Below are 15,997 nucleotides of genomic sequence, written 5' to 3' on the forward strand. Positions count from 1 at the left end.
GGGACTATAGCGCCGGCGGTTTCGGGAGCGGGGCGAGCGTGCGAACCTCATGCGCCGCGCATGGAAGCCCCTCTCCCGCTGCCGTTCAAACCCCCACGAGCCTCCTCTGCCCCGGCAAGGTCCTCAACGACTGCGCCACCGTGGCCGTGTAGTCCCGGCTCAAGATGGTGCTGACAAACACCCAATCGCACCGGCACTCCGCCGCGGTGGCCGTCACCACCACATACCCCCGCCTCGACGTGTCCGCATACACCAGCGGCCCGATCAACTGCGTCAACGCGCCCGCCAGCTGCTGCGGGTTCTCCGTCGGCAGGTATTCCTCAAACCCCGGCGAACTCACCGACGAGGTCGCGAACTCCACCCCCACCGCATTCCCCGCCGCATCCGCCAGATCATTCGCCCACGCGTTGTGCGTATCCCCCGCCAGCACCACCAGGTTCTTGTCCAACTGCCGCGCCGTCCCCAGCAGCGTCTCGCGCGCCGCCGCATACCCATCCCACGCATCCAGGTTGTAGGGAATGCTAGGCGCCGCCAGCACCGCCCGCTCCTGCGCCGTCAGTCCGGCCGGATTCGTCTGCCGCTTCGCCACGATCGCCGCGTACTGCGACACCGTCACCCCGCTGCCCGGCACGTTCACCTCCATCAGGATGGGCGCCGGGATGTTCATGCGCCCCATCAGCACCTGCTGCCCCAGCACCTGCCAGGTCGCCGTCGAGGTCTGCATCTGCGTCTGCAGCCACTGCGCCTGCGTCGCGCCCAGCAGCGTCCGATCCGTCCGCGCCATGTCCGCCTGGAACTTCGCGGCATCCAAGCCGGTCGCGGTGAAGTAATCCTGATAGTCCAGCTGCTTGTCCCGCGCGATCACCCGCGTGTCCAGCATGTGCAGCGCCAGCAGCGAGCCGAAGTTGAAGCTGCGATAGGTGATCAGCGCATCGCTGCCGTCCCGCACCGGCAGCCATTCATGCCAGACCTGCACCGCCGCCGCCTTGCGCGCGGCGAAGTCGCCCTCTGTCGCCGGCTGATGGTTCTGCGCGCCGTCCTTCCAGGTGTCGTTGGCGATCTCGTGGTCGTCCCAGACCGCGATCATCGGCACCAGCGCATGGAGCTTCTGAAGATCCGCATCCGAGCGGTACTGCGCATAGCGTCGCCGGTAGTCGGCCAGGGCCACGATCTCCTTCTGAGGATCGACCACGCGGTTCAGCGCCGACGCGTTGCCGCTGGCGTACTGCCCGGGACCGTACTCGTAGATGTAGTCGCCCAGGTGCACCGCCACGTCGTAGCCGTCGGACTCGGCGCGCTTGGCGGCCTCGGCGTAGACGTTGAAGTAGCCGGTCGGATAGTTGGAGCAGGAGAACACCGCCAGCTTCACCTGCGACACGCTGCCCGTCGGCAGCGTCCTGGTGCGGCCCGCGGTCGAGGTCGCGGCATAGGCCTTGAAGCGATACCAATAGCGCGTGCCCGGCTGCAGACCGGCGGCGTCGACCTTGACGCAGAAGTCGCTCGCGGCGCGCGCGGTCGCGTTCCCGCTCGAGACGATGGCGGCGAAGTTGGCGTCGCTGGCGACTTCCCAGCGCAGCGGAACGTCGCGGGTGTCGGCGCCGTCCTGCGCCAGCACGCGGGTCCACAGGATGACGCGGTCGCTCAGCGGATCGCCGCTGGCCACGCCGTGGCTGAACACGACGGCGACCTGCGGCGCGTCGTCGTCGCTGCCGCCGCAGCCCGCCAGCGGCAGACCGGCGAGCGCACCGGCGGCCAGCGCACCGCGTACCAGATGGCGCCGGGTGTGGTCGATGGCTTCGGACGAGGAAGGCGATGCGCCGACGGCGTCCTCGTCCTTCTTGAGCAGGTTGTGCAGGGGCTTCTTGGTCATGGCTGTCATGGCGAGTTCGTGGCGTGCGATCAGGCTTGCTGCGTCGGGTGACACGTGAACCGCGCGCAGTGGCGCGTGCGCCGGCCAGTGTTCGTCGTCACGGTGACATCACGACGACAGCCTTCGCGGGGGCATTCCGCGTGCCGACTGACAGTCCCCCGCCTGCTCGGCTACGCTGCGCGCCTCAACGAGGAGAAGCGAATGCAATACCGTCGACTGGGCCGCAGCGGCCTGCAAGTGTCCGAGCTGTCCCTGGGGTCGTGGGTCACGTATCACAACCAGGTCGACACCAAGTCCGCCACCGAGATGCTGGCCGCGGCCTTCGACGCCGGCGTCAACTTCTTCGACAACGCCGAGGTCTACGCGCAGGGCGAGAGCGAAGTGGTGATGGGTCAGGCCTTCAAGGCGCTGAAGTGGAACCGGCTGGACTACATCGTCTCGACCAAGTTCTTCTGGGGCCTGAGCCGGGAGAGCAACACCACCGCCAATCGCAAGGACACGCTGAATCGCAAGTACCTGATGCAGGCGATCGACGGCTCGCTGCAGCGCATGCAGCTGGACTTCATCGACCTGATCTACTGCCACCGTCCCGATCCTCACACGCCGATCGAGGAGACCGTGCGCGCGATGAGCGACATCATTTCGCAGGGCAAGGCGCTGTACTGGGGCACCAGCGAGTGGAGCGCCGCCGATATCCGCGCCGCTTGGGAGATCGCCGAGCGGCATCACCTGCACAAGCCGGTGATGGAGCAGCCGCAGTACCACCTCTTCCACCGCCAGCGCGTGGAGCAGGAGTACGCCCGGCTGTATGACGAGACGGGCCTGGGTTTGACCACCTGGAGCCCGCTGGCCTCGGGTCTGTTGACGGGGAAGTACCGGGACGGGATCCCGGAAGGCAGCCGCGGCGCGCTGGAGAGCATGGCCTGGATGCGCGAGCAGCTGCAGGATCCGCAGCGCAATGCGGCGGTGGGGCAGCTGGACGCCATCGCGAAGGAGCTGGGCTGCACGCTGGCGCAGCTGGCGATCGCGTGGATCAACCGGAATCCGCGCGTCTCCACGGTGATCCTGGGGGCGAGCAAGCTGGCGCAGCTGCAGGACAACCTGGGCGCGCTGGCGGTGACGCCGAAGCTGACGCCGGAGATCGTCAAGCGGATCGACGAGATCACGCGGCCGTTGGCGAAGTGAGCGGCGCGGGTGGGCCAGATGCCCCCTCGCCCGCTTGCGGGAGAGGGTAGGGGAGAGGGTCTTCGAGCGCCCCTACGGGTTTATCCGCAGACCGCCCCCCAAGCCCCCGATCAAAGGGGCTCGCCTGTCGCGCCCGCGCTGCAAATCGGGGACACGGCGGGCTAGCATGCGCCGCGATGCTGCGACGACGTGCTGTTTCCCTGCTGCCTGTCCTGTGCGCCGTCGTCGCGCTGACCCTGGCACCCGCGACGCGGAGCCTTGGCGCGCCCCTGTCCGACGAAGCCGCCCGCGCCGCCCAGGCGCTGGCCGAGCCCCGCTTCGACACCATCGGCATCGACGCCCCCGTCCCGCTCAACGTGATCTCCGCGCTCGCGCAAGACCGCGCCGGCTTCCTGTGGATCGGCACCGGCGCCGGCCTGGTGCGCTTCGACGGCTACCACTTCCGCCTTCCCGGCGCGCCGCTGGAGAACGGCGTGCGCTCCGCCCGCAGCCTGGGCTTCATCCGCTGCCTGCTGGTGGCCCGCGACGGCCGCCTCTGGATCGGCACCGAGGCCGACGGCCTCGCCGCCTACGACCCGGCCAGCGAGAAACTGTCCCTCTTCCGCTCCGACGCCAGCCCGCAGCAGCCGCGCGGCGCGGTCGCCGCCGGCACCATCCGCGCGCTGGCCGAGGATCTCGAAGGCAAGCTCTGGATCGGCACCATCGGCCACGGTCTGGACCGCTACGACCCGGCCGACGGCCGCTTCCAGCATTTCCGCCACGGCGCCCAGCCCGGCAGCCTGCCCGATGACCGGGTGCAGGCGCTGGTCGTCGACCACGAGGGCACGCTCTGGGCCGGCACCTGGCAAGGCCTGTCCCGCAAGCGCGCCGGCTCGGACCGCTTCGAGCCGGTGTTCTCCACGCCGGGCGAGCCCGGCCTCGCCGGCCGCATCGTGCTCAGTCTGTTCGAGGCACCCGACGGCCGCATCTGGGCCGGCACGCAGCAGGGCGACGTCGCCATCATCGATCCCAAGACCGGCGCGGGCCGCTTCGTCGAGCGCGCGCAGGATGCGCGCAGCGGCTCGGTGAACAGCTTCGTCGCGCTGGACAAGGAGCACCTCTGGCTGGGCCGCAACGGCGGCGTGGAGCTGCGCCGCGTCGCCGACGGCGAGCTGCTGCGCGCGATGAAGCACGACCCGCTGAATCGCTCCAGCCTGGGCGGCAACGAGGTGCGCGCGCTGCTGCGCGACCGCGCCGGCTGGATCTGGACCGGCGGCTACGGCGGCGGCCTGCAGCGTCACGACCCGACCAACACCAGCACCTGGATCCGCGGCCGCGATCCGGGCACGCAGCCGCAACTGATCGACCCCAGCACCCGCGCGATGGTCCAGCTGGACACCGGCGAGATCTGGCTGGGCAGCAACGAGAGCGGCGTCACCGTGCTCGACGAGCGCCTGCAGTCCGTCGCCGTGCTGCGGCCCGCGCCGGGCCAGCGCGGCGGACTCTCGGGCGGACGCATCTCCAGCCTGGTCCAGATGAAGGACGGCACCGTCTGGCTGGGCAGCGACGGCGGTCTTCATCAATACACCCGCGACCGCCATCTGCTGCGCGTGATCCAGGCCGGCGCCGGACGTGCGCGGCGGCTGCTCGCGGGCCGCGACGGCACGCTGTGGATCGGCACGCAGGACGGCGTCTACAAGCTGGCGCCCGACGCGGCGCAGCCCGAGCGGCTCACGCAGCGCGGCGGCGTCGCGCTGACCGGCGATGTGAACGCGATCTCCGAGACCGCGGACGGCGGCCTGTGGATCGGCACCGAGAAGGGCTTGTACCGGCTGGACCCCGGCGCGAAGGAGCTGATCGCGGCCCGAGCGCGTCCGGGCAAGGACATGAGCCATCACTCCATCGTCGGTCTGCTGGTGGACTCCAAGCAGCGACTGTGGATAGACACCGCCTCGGGCCTGCATCGGCTGACGGCATGGGACGGCAAGGAAGCCGAGTTCGAGCGCATCAGCGAGCGCCACGGCGTGATCGGCCGCGCCTTCGGCGCCAACCTGCTGGAGGACGGCGACGGCCGCATCTGGACGCAGGACTTCGTCTACGACCCGGCGCGCGACAGCTATTACGAGCTGACCAATGCGGACGGCGTCGACATCGGCACCGGCTGGTTCCGGGCCTACCTGAAGATGCGAGACGGCCGGCTGCTGTTCGGCGGCAGCAAGGGCGTGCTGGTGGTCGCGCCGGAGCGCTTCGAGCCCTGGGCCTATCAGCCGCCGCTGGCGGTGTCGGAGCTGCGCGTGGACGGACAGCGTCTGGCCGCGGGCCGGCTGCCGCAGGAGGGGCTGACCCTGGCCGCCAACAACCGCAGCTTCAGCGTCGAATTCGCCGCCCTGGATTACAGCGAGCCCGGCCGCAACCGCTACGCCTACCGCCTCGAGGGCTTCGATCCGGTGTGGGTCAGCACGGACGCGAATCTGCGGGTGGCCGGCTACACCAACCTCGATCCGGGCCGCTACGTGCTGCGGGTGCGCGGTACCAACCGCAACGGCGTGTGGAGCCCGCTGGAGCTGAGCATCCCGGTGCAGGTGATGCCCGACTGGTGGCAGACCTGGTGGGCACGCATGCTGGGCGGCGCGGTAGTCATCGGGATGGTCTATCTGCTGGTGGCCATGCGGACCTCGTATCTGCGGCGCTCGCAACTGGCGCTGGAGCTCAAGGTCCGCTCCCGGACGGCGGAGCTGGAACGCGTCTCCGCCGACCTGCGTGTGAAGACCGCGGCGCTGGAGGAGTCCAGCCTGTCGGATCCGCTGACCGGGCTGCGCAACCGGCGCTTCGTGACCCAGCACATCGACGCCGACGTGGCGCTGGCCGTGCGCCGCCACGAGCAGGCGCGCAACACCGGCGCGCCGCTGCCGGACGACGCGGATCTGATCTTCTTCCTGCTCGACCTGGACCACTTCAAGGCGCTGAACGACCGGCTCGGCCACGCCGCCGGCGACGCGGTGCTGTCGCAGATGCGCGAGCGTCTGGCCGACGTCTTCCGCGAGGCCGACTACCTGGTGCGCTGGGGCGGCGAGGAATTCCTGATCGTGGCGCGGGACACCTCGCGCCGCCATGCGGCCGAGCTGGCCGAGCGCGCCCGCGCGCGCTTCAGCGACCGGCCCTTCGACCTGGGCGACGGACGTCGCATCGAGGTCACCTGCTCGGTCGGCTTCGCGGCCTTCCCGCTATCTCCCGCTCATCCGCGCGCGCTGGACTGGGCCACCGTGGTCGGCCTGGCCGACGAGGCGCTGTACGCGGTCAAGCGCGGCGGACGCAACGGCTGGCAGGGCGTGGTGGAAGCACCGTCCGGCGACGAGCTCGAACTGCGCCGCCATGCGGGCGAACCGCTCGCCGACTGGCTGGCCGGCGGCGAGCTGACCCTCGTGCGCTCCGCCTCGCTGTCGGACGCCGAGTCCGACGGCAAGGACTGACCCGCATTTTCACGCTCTTCGGTATCGCCGATTGCCATGCGCGTGGCTGGATCGGTAAAGACTGCCGACGGGTCTGTTCGAGGTCGACGAGGGCCCTTGCGGGCCCTTGACGCCCGATCGGCATCCGCACAAAACCCGAAGGACCCGCGGCCTAGAATGGCCCGCCGTCCACGAACCGAGGAGAAGCTTCGTTTTGATGAACGACCTTGCGACCTTTCTGCAGTTCAGCGCCTGGCCCCCGCGGCCCGACTGGCTGTTCTGGGCCTCGCTGACGATGGTGGCCGCCGGGCTGCTCGGCGAATTCGTCAACCGCCGTCTGGGCCTGCCCCGCGTCGTCGGCTACAGCGTGATCGGCATGGTGCTGGCCGCGATGGGCCACGGCATCTTTGCCAATGGCGCGTTGGATGCGCGGCTGCGGCTGGTGGTGGACCTCGCGCTCGCGCTGCTGCTGTTCGAGATGGGCTCGCGCGTGAACCTGCGCTGGCTGCGGCACAACAAGGCGCTGCTGGCCGCCAGCGCGGCGGAGACGGCGCTGAGCTTCGTCGCCGTCGGCTACGGCCTGACGCTGCTGGGCGTGAGCCCGCTGCTGGCGATCAGCTGCGCGGTGCTGACCACCGCGGCCAGCGCCGCGGTGATCGGCCGCGTCGGCGCGGAGCTGCGCGCGGCCGGCCAAGTCAGCGAGCGCATGCTGGCGATGGCCTCGCTCAACACGATCTATGGCGTGCTCGCGCACAAGCTGCTGCTGGGCTGGCTGCAGCTGGACACGAAGGGCGATTGGCTGGAGGCCGTCGCGCAACCGCTGTACGCGTTCATCGGATCCATCATCGTGGCCTTCCTGCTGGCGCGTCTGACCGCCTGGCTGATGCGCCGCCTGGACCTGCGCAACGAGAACTCGGTACTGATGCTGCTGGGCCTGGTGCTGGTGGCGCTGAGCGTGGCACGCGTGCTGAACCTGTCCACGCTGCTGGTGCCGCTGCTGGCCGGCATGATCCTGCGCAACACCACCGAGCGTCCCTGGGTCTGGCCGCGCCACTTCGGAACGGCCGGCGGCGTGCTGGTGCTGATGCTGTTCGTCGCGGTCGGTTCCGCGTGGACGCTGCAGGCGCTGGCCTCGGGCGCGGTGCTGGCGATCGCGCTGGTGCTGCTGCGGCTGCTGGCCAAGTCGCTGGCGCTGGTGGGCACCGCCCGCATCAGCGGCATCGACGCGCGCCAAGGCATCGCGCTGGCGGTCTGCCTGAGTCCGGTGTCGGGAACGATGCTGGTGCTGTTCTCCGAGATGCAGGCCCATCACCCCGCCGTCGCGGCGCAACTGGCGCCCATCATCCTGTCGACGATCGCGCTGATGGAGCTGATCGGACCGATCGCCGTGCAATGGGGCTTGCGCCTTGCGGGCGAGCATCAACCGCATGAAACGGCACCGGAGGCCAAGCGATGAGTCTGGAAGCCTTTGCCACTTCGAAGCCGCTGACGATGGGGGTGGAGCTGGAGCTCCAGATCGTCAACCGCAACGACTACGACCTGATGCCGGGCTCCAAGGACCTGCTGCGCCTGATGGCCGGCGAGACCGTGCCCGGCGATGTGACGCCCGAGATCACCGACAGCATGATCGAGCTCTGCACCAACGTGTGCACGAACTACGAGCAGGTGCTGGAGCAGCTGACCATCACGCGCGACGCGCTGGTGCGGCAGGCCGACAAGCTCAACCTGGGGCTGTCGGGCGGCGGCACGCACCCGTACCAGCACTGGAGCAAGCAGCGCATCTTCGACAAGCCGCGCTTCCAGGAGATCTCCGGGCTCTACGGCTACCTGAGCAAGCAGTTCACGATCTTCGGCCAGCATGTGCACATCGGCTGCGAAGGCCCGGATCACGCGCTGAGGCTGCTGCACGGGCTGTCGCGCTTCATCCCGCATCTGATCGCGTTGTCGGCGTCGTCTCCCTACGTCCAGGGCAATGACACCGGCTTCCACTCGGCGCGGTTGAACTCGGTGTTCGCGTTCCCGCTGTCGGGTCGCGCGCCCTTCGTGCTGACCTGGGACGACTTCCTGGTGTTCTTCGAGAAGATGACCCACACCGGCGTCGTGAAGAGCATGAAGGACTTCTACTGGGACATCCGGCCCAAGCCGGAGTACGGGACCATCGAGGTGCGGGTGCTGGACACGCCGCTGACGATCGAGAAGGCGTCGGCGCTGGCGGCGCTGATCCAGTGCCTGGCGCGATGGATCTCGCACGATCACCCCTTCGCGCTGGCGGAGGACGACTACCTGCCCTACACCTTCAATCGCTTCCAGGCCTGCCGCTTCGGCCTCGACGGGACCTTCGTCGATCCCAAAACGGGGGAGCACCGCAGTCTGCGCGAGGACCTGAACGTCACGCTGCACGCGCTGGAGCCGCACGCGGTGGCGCTGAAGGCCGAGCCGGCCCTGCGCTACGTGCGCGAGGAGATGCGCTGGCAGGGCAACGACGCGACCTGGGCGCGCGGCGTGGTGGAGCGGGAGCAGCTGCTCAACGAGCTGGTGCGTCAGCAATGCGAGCGCTGGGCCGGAAGGCCGGCAGCGTCGCGCTGAACACGCTGGGCGTGGACCGTCGCGGCCGCCGGGCTGCTGGCGGGGTGGATGCGGTGGCATCCGGGGAGTTGAGAGCCCCCGTCATTCCTCGTCCGCGCCGATCCGCCACAGCACGCCCGCCGGGTCGTATAGGACGAAGTCCCGCATGCCCCACGGCTGCGATTCAATCGCGCCGACGCGCACGTCGTACTTCTCGGCGACGCCACTCTCATGGACCCGCTGAAGCCACGCATCCACATCCTCGACGACCATGTGCATCATGAAGTTGGTCGCAAACGCCGGCTGATTGAAGTCCTGCAGCAGGAAGCAGCACTGGCCGTCGAAGTGGAAGTACGCGAGCTCGCCCGCTTCCCAGTCCATCGTGAAACCAAGCTCTTGATAGAACTGCTTGGAGCGCTCGAAGTCGAGCGCGGGGATGAATGCGCGAAGCTCGGTGACGCGGAGATTGCCCATCAGCTGCCTTTCAGGTCGACTCTTGTCGAGGACGCGAGGCTCGCAGCATAGGGGCCGCGAGCCCTCGGTCGAGCGGGTGTCACCTCAATCGATCGCCTCGGCGCTCAAGGCCGGATGACGACCCATGCGGGTGACGCGCTTGGTGGACTCGGTCAGCAGTCCCCCCTCCTCCAGCGCTTCCTTGATGCCGAATTCCTCGAGCGCGTAGGCGCCATGCACGGAGCACCAAAGGAAGCCCTTCTTCCTGAGCGTCTCCAGAGCCTCCTGCACGGTCTGAATGTTGATCGGCTCGGTCGCCTCATTGCCGTCGTCGAGCTCGATCACCAATCGATAGGTCTCCATCGTCCGGGTCCAGAACGGAACGAAGCGCTGGCCCTGCGCCGCGAGAACACGCAACACGGCCGATTGCAGAGGGCTGAGCAGTCCCACCATGCCTAAAAGCTTGTTGACCCACATCTGGGCATGCGACTCGACGGTATCCGCGAAAACGCGCCTGGCCTCGGCCTCAGTCCAGTCGTTGCGATACGCGATCGAGCTCAGGCCGTCCTGCATCCATTCCGGCCGGCAACCGGATCGCTGGAACAGACCATCGAGGAACTCGATGCTCAAGCCTGCGGAGGTCGGCGCACGGCCGACCAACCAGCGGAGATAGTCAGCCCCCATCGCTGGGAACTCCCTCAGCGGCGCGCAGAAGAAGGCCTGATCCTTCCACTCCACGAGCACGGCGAGCTTGTCGGGATTCGAGCCCGTGGCCACGATCCGCAGGCCGTGGTGAGGGCCCATGTTCAACCGATCGCGGGCGGCCTTGAGCGCATAGAGCGAGTTGCTGCCCTTCTCCGTGGTCAAGGCATGCTGAGCCTCGTCAACGATCAGAACGATCATTCTTTTCGACTCGTCGGACAACATGGCCAAGGCCTTCGACAGAGACACTTCTCGGCCGAGCCCCACCCGGTCCATGGTGAAGCTCACCCCGCCGACGCTGACCTTCTCCATGCCAGCGGCGCGCGCAAAGCGCAGAACCACCCCTTCGTGGTGAGCAAGCTCTTCCCGAATGGCGTCGATGATGACGTCGCCGGGATCACGATCCCTGTTGTCCCAAAGATCGGCATAGATCACCACCGCGCCACGCCGTCGCAACTCTGGGCAAAGGTCCTGCTGAAGAAAGGTCGACTTGCCGATGCGGCGTCGCGCACCGAGGAAGAGCCCGGAGCTTGCGGGCGCCAGATCGTCGTCGAGGATGTGGGTTGCCAGCTCTTCCGCCAGCGAGGTGCGATGAAAGATTTCCACGAGTACTTCTCCAGATCGAATCAGAAGGGGACAGGGACGAGGGACGAGAGATAGAGGTTTGAGATCGCAATTTGCGATCTCAAACGTTGGGGTCATACGGCGACGATCGCTCCTTCGTTAGCGCGGGGCGCTGGCGCCTTGGGCCGGAAGTCCACCGCGCCGGGATCGGCATCGCGGGCCTCATCGTCATCGACGGCACGCCCCATGATCCCGAGCATCCCGAGGCCCTCGCGCAGCGACTGCCGCACGCTATGGACCACATGACGCGAGGGATCGCCCTCGATGCAGTTGTCCTCGACCATCGACAGCGTCGCCGCGGCGGACACCAGCGTGTTGCGCAGATTGGCGATGGCCGAAGCCACCGACACGTCCGCGCGCAGGCAGACGGCGTCAGCGCCGAGGCGCAGGCCGAAGACGAGCGGATCGCTCATGCCCCACTCGTGTTGAAGATTGATCAGCGCGCGCAGGTCGCAGCCCGCCAGCGGACGGCGATCGCGAAGGGGTCGGCGAGCTTCGCGGTGATGCGGATGTTGAATCGTTCCCATGGTCGTACGGCTCCAGTGAACATTGAAACCACCACGCCGCTTGCCGAATGGCGACATGCCATCGATCGAAGAGGAGGTGGGCGAGATGTTCAAACCACGTGAGCTGCCAACGTGCGGCCACCCTCGCGGAATGGCCCATCTCGCCCATGATCGGAATGCACGGACGATGGAGTCGTTTGCTGGACGAGTCCTCGGCAACCCGGTGTGTTTGAAGCACCTGCGTTCATCGTGCAACCGATCACTCGGCCGATCTATGACTCAAAGTACTGCCCCACCCGTGAAGGGGAACGATGGGGGATGCCGACTCCCTCCAAGGGGTCAGGCCTTGTCAGGCTCGCGCCAGCTCATCTCGAGCAGCGTGCTTCGCGCGCGAAGCCTTTCCGGCATTCGCCTCTGTTCAATTGATCGCAGACGAAGTCGATGAGCCTTCCTCATCGTCATCGCGATCAGCAGGATGCGGCGCTCACGCCACATCGTCAGGAAACGCTAAGCCATGTCGAGCTCGTGGGCTCGTGGATCGTGTAGGGGTCAGGGCTTGTCAGGCCCCGTGTTGCCATCGACAGACAGCGTCAACATGGCCTTGCAATTGCGCCCGCAGCGACACTAGACTGCGTCGCAACACACCCGCCACACGTCCTGGTTTCGATCAGGGTTCTGCGCAAGCAGACGTGCAAAAGGCGGGTATCTCTTTCTAGACCGCAGACGTTTGAGATCGCAATCTGCGATCTCAAATCGGCGTGGACTCAACCCACCGCGTTGAGCGTCTCCAACTGCTCCACCGACCCCACGTTCACCCACGGCCCTTCGTAGATCTCCGCGCTGACCGCGCGGGCCGCGATCGCCCGATCCAGCGCCACCCGGATGCGCTCATGCACGCCCGGCTTCACGCCGTCGAAGAACGCGCGCTTGTACAAGCCGATGTTGCTGTAGACCTGCTTGTCGCCGTCGAGGGTCGCGAAGCCCTCCGCGTCGATCCCGAAATCCCCGGCCGGATGCCGCGGCTGCTTCGGCACGAACCACAGATGCGCCAGCAGCGCGCTCTCGGCGAAAGCCTCCGCCTGCGCCCGGTCGAAGACGAACTGCGGCATGAAGATGTCCGCCGAGACCGCCCAGAAGGCGTCGTCGCCGTCGGCGCACAGCAGATCCAGCGCGGTCGCGATGCCGCCGCCCGTCTCCAGCGCCTGTCCGAATCGCTCGCCCTCATGGCTGTAATGCAGCCGCACGCCCAAGCGCGATCCATTGCCCAGCGTCGCCTCGAACTGCTCGTGCAGCCAGGCCGTGTTGATCACGATGTCCCGGATCCCGGCGCGCGCGAAGGCCTCGATGTGCCACTCGATCAGCGGCTTGCCGCGCACCTTCAGCAGCGGTTTGGGCGTGTGGTCGGTCAACGGCCGCATGCGCTCGCCGCGCCCGGCCGCGAGAATCATGGCTCGCATCAATCAAGTCCTGAGATTGGACCGGCAGTTTAGGTCCGCCAACAGGACGCAGCAGGCCCCTTCGCCATAGGCTCGGTCTAGTGACTCCCCGCGGACTCGCTTTGGGATGCGGCGCTAGGCGCGAACCGGAGCCATAGCCCAGCTATGGCGAGGATTCGCAACACCACGCCGCGCCCAAAGCGAGTTTGCGGGGAGTCACTAGAATGCCGGGTTTGCCCCAACTCCCGCCCGAGACCGCCATGTCCGAGACCAGCGCCGCAGTCGTCACCCCGAACACCACCCAGATGGCCAACGCCATCCGTGCCCTGGCGATGGACGCCGTCCAGCAGGCCAACTCCGGCCACCCGGGCGCCCCCATGGGCATGGCCGACATCGCCGTGGCGCTCTGGAAGCGCCATCTGCGCCACAACCCGGCCAATCCGCAGTGGGCCGACCGCGACCGCTTCGTGCTGTCCAACGGCCACGGCTCGATGCTGATCTACGCCCTGCTGCACCTGACCGGCTACGACCTGCCGATCGAGCAGCTCAAGGCCTTCCGCCAGCTGCACTCCAAGACCCCCGGCCATCCGGAAGTCGGCATCACCCCGGGCGTCGAGACCACCACCGGTCCGCTCGGCCAAGGCATCACCAACGCCGTCGGTCTGGCCCTGGCTGAGAAGCAACTGGCCAAGGAGTTCAACCGCGACGGCCACGCCATCGTCGACCACCACACCTACGTGTTCCTGGGCGACGGCTGCCTGATGGAGGGCATCAGCCATGAAGCGTGCTCGCTGGCCGGTTCCTGGAAGCTGAACAAGCTGATCGCCATCTACGACGACAACGGCATCTCCATCGACGGCCAAGTGGGCCCCTGGTTCGGCGACGACACCGCCAAGCGCTTCCAGGCCTACGGCTGGAACGTGGTCGGTCCGGTCGACGGCCATGACGTCGACGCCGTGGACGCCGCCATCGCCCTGGCCAAGACCAGCAAGGACAAGCCCTCGCTGATCATCGCCAAGACCCACATCGGCAAGGGCAGCCCCAACCGCGCCAACACCTCCAAGGCCCACGGCGAGCCGCTCGGCGCCGAGGAAATCAAGCTGACCCGCGAAGCCCTGGGCTGGACCCACGAGCCCTTCGTGCTGCCCGCCGAGGTCTATGCCGACTGGGACGCCAAGGCCGCCGGCGAGGGCTTCGAGAAGGCTTGGGACGACAAGTTCGACGCCTACGCCGCCCAGTTCCCGGAACTGGCCGCCGAGTACTCGCGCCGCATCGCCGGCGTGCTGCCGGCCAACTTCGCCGACGTCGCCGCGCAAGCCGTCATCGGCGCGCACGACAAGGCCGAGACCGTCGCTACCCGCAAGGCCAGCCAGATCGCGCTGGAAGCCTTCACCGCCGCGATGCCGGAGCTGCTGGGCGGCTCGGCCGACCTGACCGGCTCCAACCTGACCAACACCAAGAGCACGCCCGCCTTCCGCATCGAGGAAGACGGCAGCACCAATGGCGGCCGCCACATCAACTACGGCGTGCGCGAGTTCGGCATGGCCGCGATCATGAACGGCGTCGCGCTGCACGGCGGCTTCATTCCCTACGGCGGCACGTTCCTCACTTTCAGCGACTACAGCCGCAACGCCATCCGCATGGCCGCGCTGATGAAGCAGCGCGTGATCCACGTGTTCACGCACGACTCCATCGGCCTGGGCGAAGACGGCCCGACGCACCAGTCCGTCGAGCACGTTTCCAGCCTGCGTCTGATCCCCGGTCTGGATGTCTGGCGTCCGGCCGACACGGCGGAAACCGCCGTGGCCTGGACCATGGCCCTGGCCAATGGTCAGCGCCCCAGCGTGCTGGCCCTGAGCCGCCAGAACCTGCCCTACGCCGCCAAGACCGGCGAAGCGGTGGACGCCATCACCCAGGGCGGCTATGTCCTGAGCGAGCCGGCCGCCGTCGGCCTGAAGAAGAAGGCGCAAGCCGTCATCATCGCCACCGGCTCGGAAGTGCAGTTGGCGCTGCAGGCGCAGCAGCAGCTGGCCGTGGCCGGCATCGCGGTGCGCGTGGTCTCCATGCCCTGCACGCAGGTCTTCGACCGCCAGGACGCCAAGTACAAGCAGAGCGTGCTGCCGGCGGGTCTGCCGCGCGTGGCCGTCGAGGCCGGCGTGACTGACTACTGGTGGAAGTACGGCGTGTCGGCCGTCGTCGGCATCGACACCTACGGGGAATCGGCCCCGGCCAACGTGCTGTTCAAGCTGTTCGGCTTCACCGCTGAGAACGTTGCCGACACCGTCAAGGTCGCCATCGGCGAAGCGCGTCTGAAGCGCTGATCGGCACGCGGGCTTGAGGGCCCGCTGACGACGACGAGGGGTGCCGGGAGGCACCCTTTTTCGTTTCCGAAGACCCTCTCCCCCGCCCTCTCCCGCAAGCGGGCGAGGGAGTAAGACGCGCTCCGGCTTGCACAGCGGGCGGTGACGACGTCTCAGCGGGTCAACGCGTCAACGCGTCAACGCGTCAGCGGGTCAGCGGGTCAGCGGGTCAGCGGGTCAGCGGGTCAGCGGGTCAGCGGGTCAGCGGGTCAGCGGGTCAGCGGGTCAGCGGGTCAGCGGGTCAGCGGCAGCGCGGCGCCCATCGCGCCGAAGAGCACGCCGCAGACGCGGTTGAAGCCGCGGCCAGAACGCTCCAGCCAGGGGCGCACGCGGTGGGCGAGGCTGGCGATCACGAATTCGACGAGAGCCTCGATGAGGACGAAGGTCGCGGCGAGCTGTGCGAACTGGATCCAGAGGTCGCGCTGCGGGTCGATGAACTGGGGCAGAAAGGCGCCGTAGAACAGCAGCACCTTGGGGTTGGAGACGGCGGACAGCAGGCCCTGGCGGAACAGCACACGGCCGCGCACGTGGGCAACGGCCGCGCCGGTATCGGCGGGGCGCAGTTGGATGGAGGGTGAGCGCCACAGCTGGATGCCCAGCCAGATCAGGTAGGCGCCGCCGACGATCTTGAGCACGAGAAGCGCGCTGGCGGTGGTCTGGAGCAAGGCGCCGATGCCGAGCATCGAGAGACCGATCAGCGAGGCGAAGCCCAAGGCGCCGCCCGCGATGGTCCAGAGCGTGCGGCGGCTGCCGTGCGACGCGCCGTGCGCGAGTACGAGCAGGCTGTTCGGGCCGGGGGTGAGGGACAGGCCGAGGACAGCCAGCAGATAGAGGGTCCAGGTGTGCAGCGCCATGGGGCGCATTCTGG

11 protein-coding genes are annotated in these 15,997 nt (G+C 68.0%); 5 read left to right on the forward strand and 6 right to left on the reverse strand.

From position 1 onward, the window contains the following. Nucleotides 1-85: 85 nt before the first annotated feature. Nucleotides 86-1,879, reverse strand: a complete 1,794-nt coding sequence (locus ABDW59_RS07350) for an alkaline phosphatase D family protein (protein WP_343628938.1) — start codon at nt 1,877-1,879, stop codon at nt 86-88. 192 nt (nt 1,880-2,071) lie between these two features. On the opposite strand from ABDW59_RS07350, the gene ABDW59_RS07355 reads away from it, so the two are divergent. The 4 genes from ABDW59_RS07355 (at nt 2,072) to ABDW59_RS07370 (ending at nt 9,069) form a co-directional block, all read left to right on the forward strand. Beyond that, the gene (locus ABDW59_RS07355) at nt 2,072-3,055 is read left to right on the forward strand and encodes an aldo/keto reductase (protein ID WP_343628939.1); all 984 of its coding nucleotides are present in this window, start codon (nt 2,072-2,074) and stop codon (nt 3,053-3,055) included. A gap of 176 nt (nt 3,056-3,231) precedes the next feature. Beyond that, nucleotides 3,232-6,504 (forward strand): two-component regulator propeller domain-containing protein, encoded by a 3,273-nt coding sequence (locus tag ABDW59_RS07360; RefSeq protein ID WP_343628940.1) that lies wholly within the window; start codon nt 3,232-3,234, stop codon nt 6,502-6,504. Between the two features lie 196 nt (nt 6,505-6,700). After that, on the forward strand, nt 6,701-7,939 hold the full coding sequence (locus tag ABDW59_RS07365) for a cation:proton antiporter (RefSeq protein WP_343628941.1): 1,239 nt from the start codon (nt 6,701-6,703) through the stop codon (nt 7,937-7,939). Beyond that, nucleotides 7,936-9,069, forward strand: coding sequence for a YbdK family carboxylate-amine ligase (locus tag ABDW59_RS07370; RefSeq protein ID WP_343628942.1), 1,134 nt, complete (start codon nt 7,936-7,938; stop codon nt 9,067-9,069). Before ABDW59_RS07365 ends, ABDW59_RS07370 begins: the two co-directional genes overlap by 4 nt. Nucleotides 9,070-9,150: 81 nt before the next feature. Here ABDW59_RS07370 and ABDW59_RS07375 read toward each other — a convergent pair whose 3' ends face one another. The 4 genes from ABDW59_RS07375 to murU form a co-directional block, all read right to left on the reverse strand. Beyond that, nucleotides 9,151-9,522: a VOC family protein gene (locus tag ABDW59_RS07375; RefSeq protein ID WP_343628943.1), complete on the reverse strand. Its 372-nt coding sequence runs from the start codon at nt 9,520-9,522 to the stop codon at nt 9,151-9,153. 84 nt (nt 9,523-9,606) lie between these two features. Then, nucleotides 9,607-10,809, reverse strand: a complete 1,203-nt coding sequence (locus ABDW59_RS07380; protein WP_343628944.1) for an ATP-binding protein — start codon at nt 10,807-10,809, stop codon at nt 9,607-9,609. 92 nt (nt 10,810-10,901) lie between these two features. Beyond that, nucleotides 10,902-11,447, reverse strand: a complete 546-nt coding sequence (locus ABDW59_RS07385) for a hypothetical protein (protein ID WP_343628945.1) — start codon at nt 11,445-11,447, stop codon at nt 10,902-10,904. 650 nt (nt 11,448-12,097) lie between these two features. Beyond that, nucleotides 12,098-12,790, reverse strand: coding sequence for an N-acetylmuramate alpha-1-phosphate uridylyltransferase MurU (gene murU, locus ABDW59_RS07390; protein WP_343628947.1), 693 nt, complete (start codon nt 12,788-12,790; stop codon nt 12,098-12,100). Between the two features lie 239 nt (nt 12,791-13,029). Between murU and tkt the strand changes: the two genes are divergently transcribed. Continuing rightward, a complete protein-coding gene (tkt, locus tag ABDW59_RS07395; RefSeq protein WP_343628948.1) occupies nt 13,030-15,090 on the forward strand; it encodes a transketolase in 2,061 nt (686 codons plus the stop codon). A gap of 272 nt (nt 15,091-15,362) precedes the next feature. Here the strand turns inward: tkt and ABDW59_RS07400 are convergent, their stop codons facing one another. Continuing rightward, entirely contained in the window at nt 15,363-15,983 is a 621-nt protein-coding gene (locus ABDW59_RS07400) for a LysE family translocator (RefSeq protein WP_343628949.1), read from the reverse strand. Nucleotides 15,984-15,997 lie beyond the last annotated feature (14 nt).

The organism is Roseateles sp. (assembly GCF_039595295.1).
Classification (GTDB): Bacteria; Pseudomonadota; Gammaproteobacteria; order Burkholderiales; family Burkholderiaceae_C; genus Roseateles.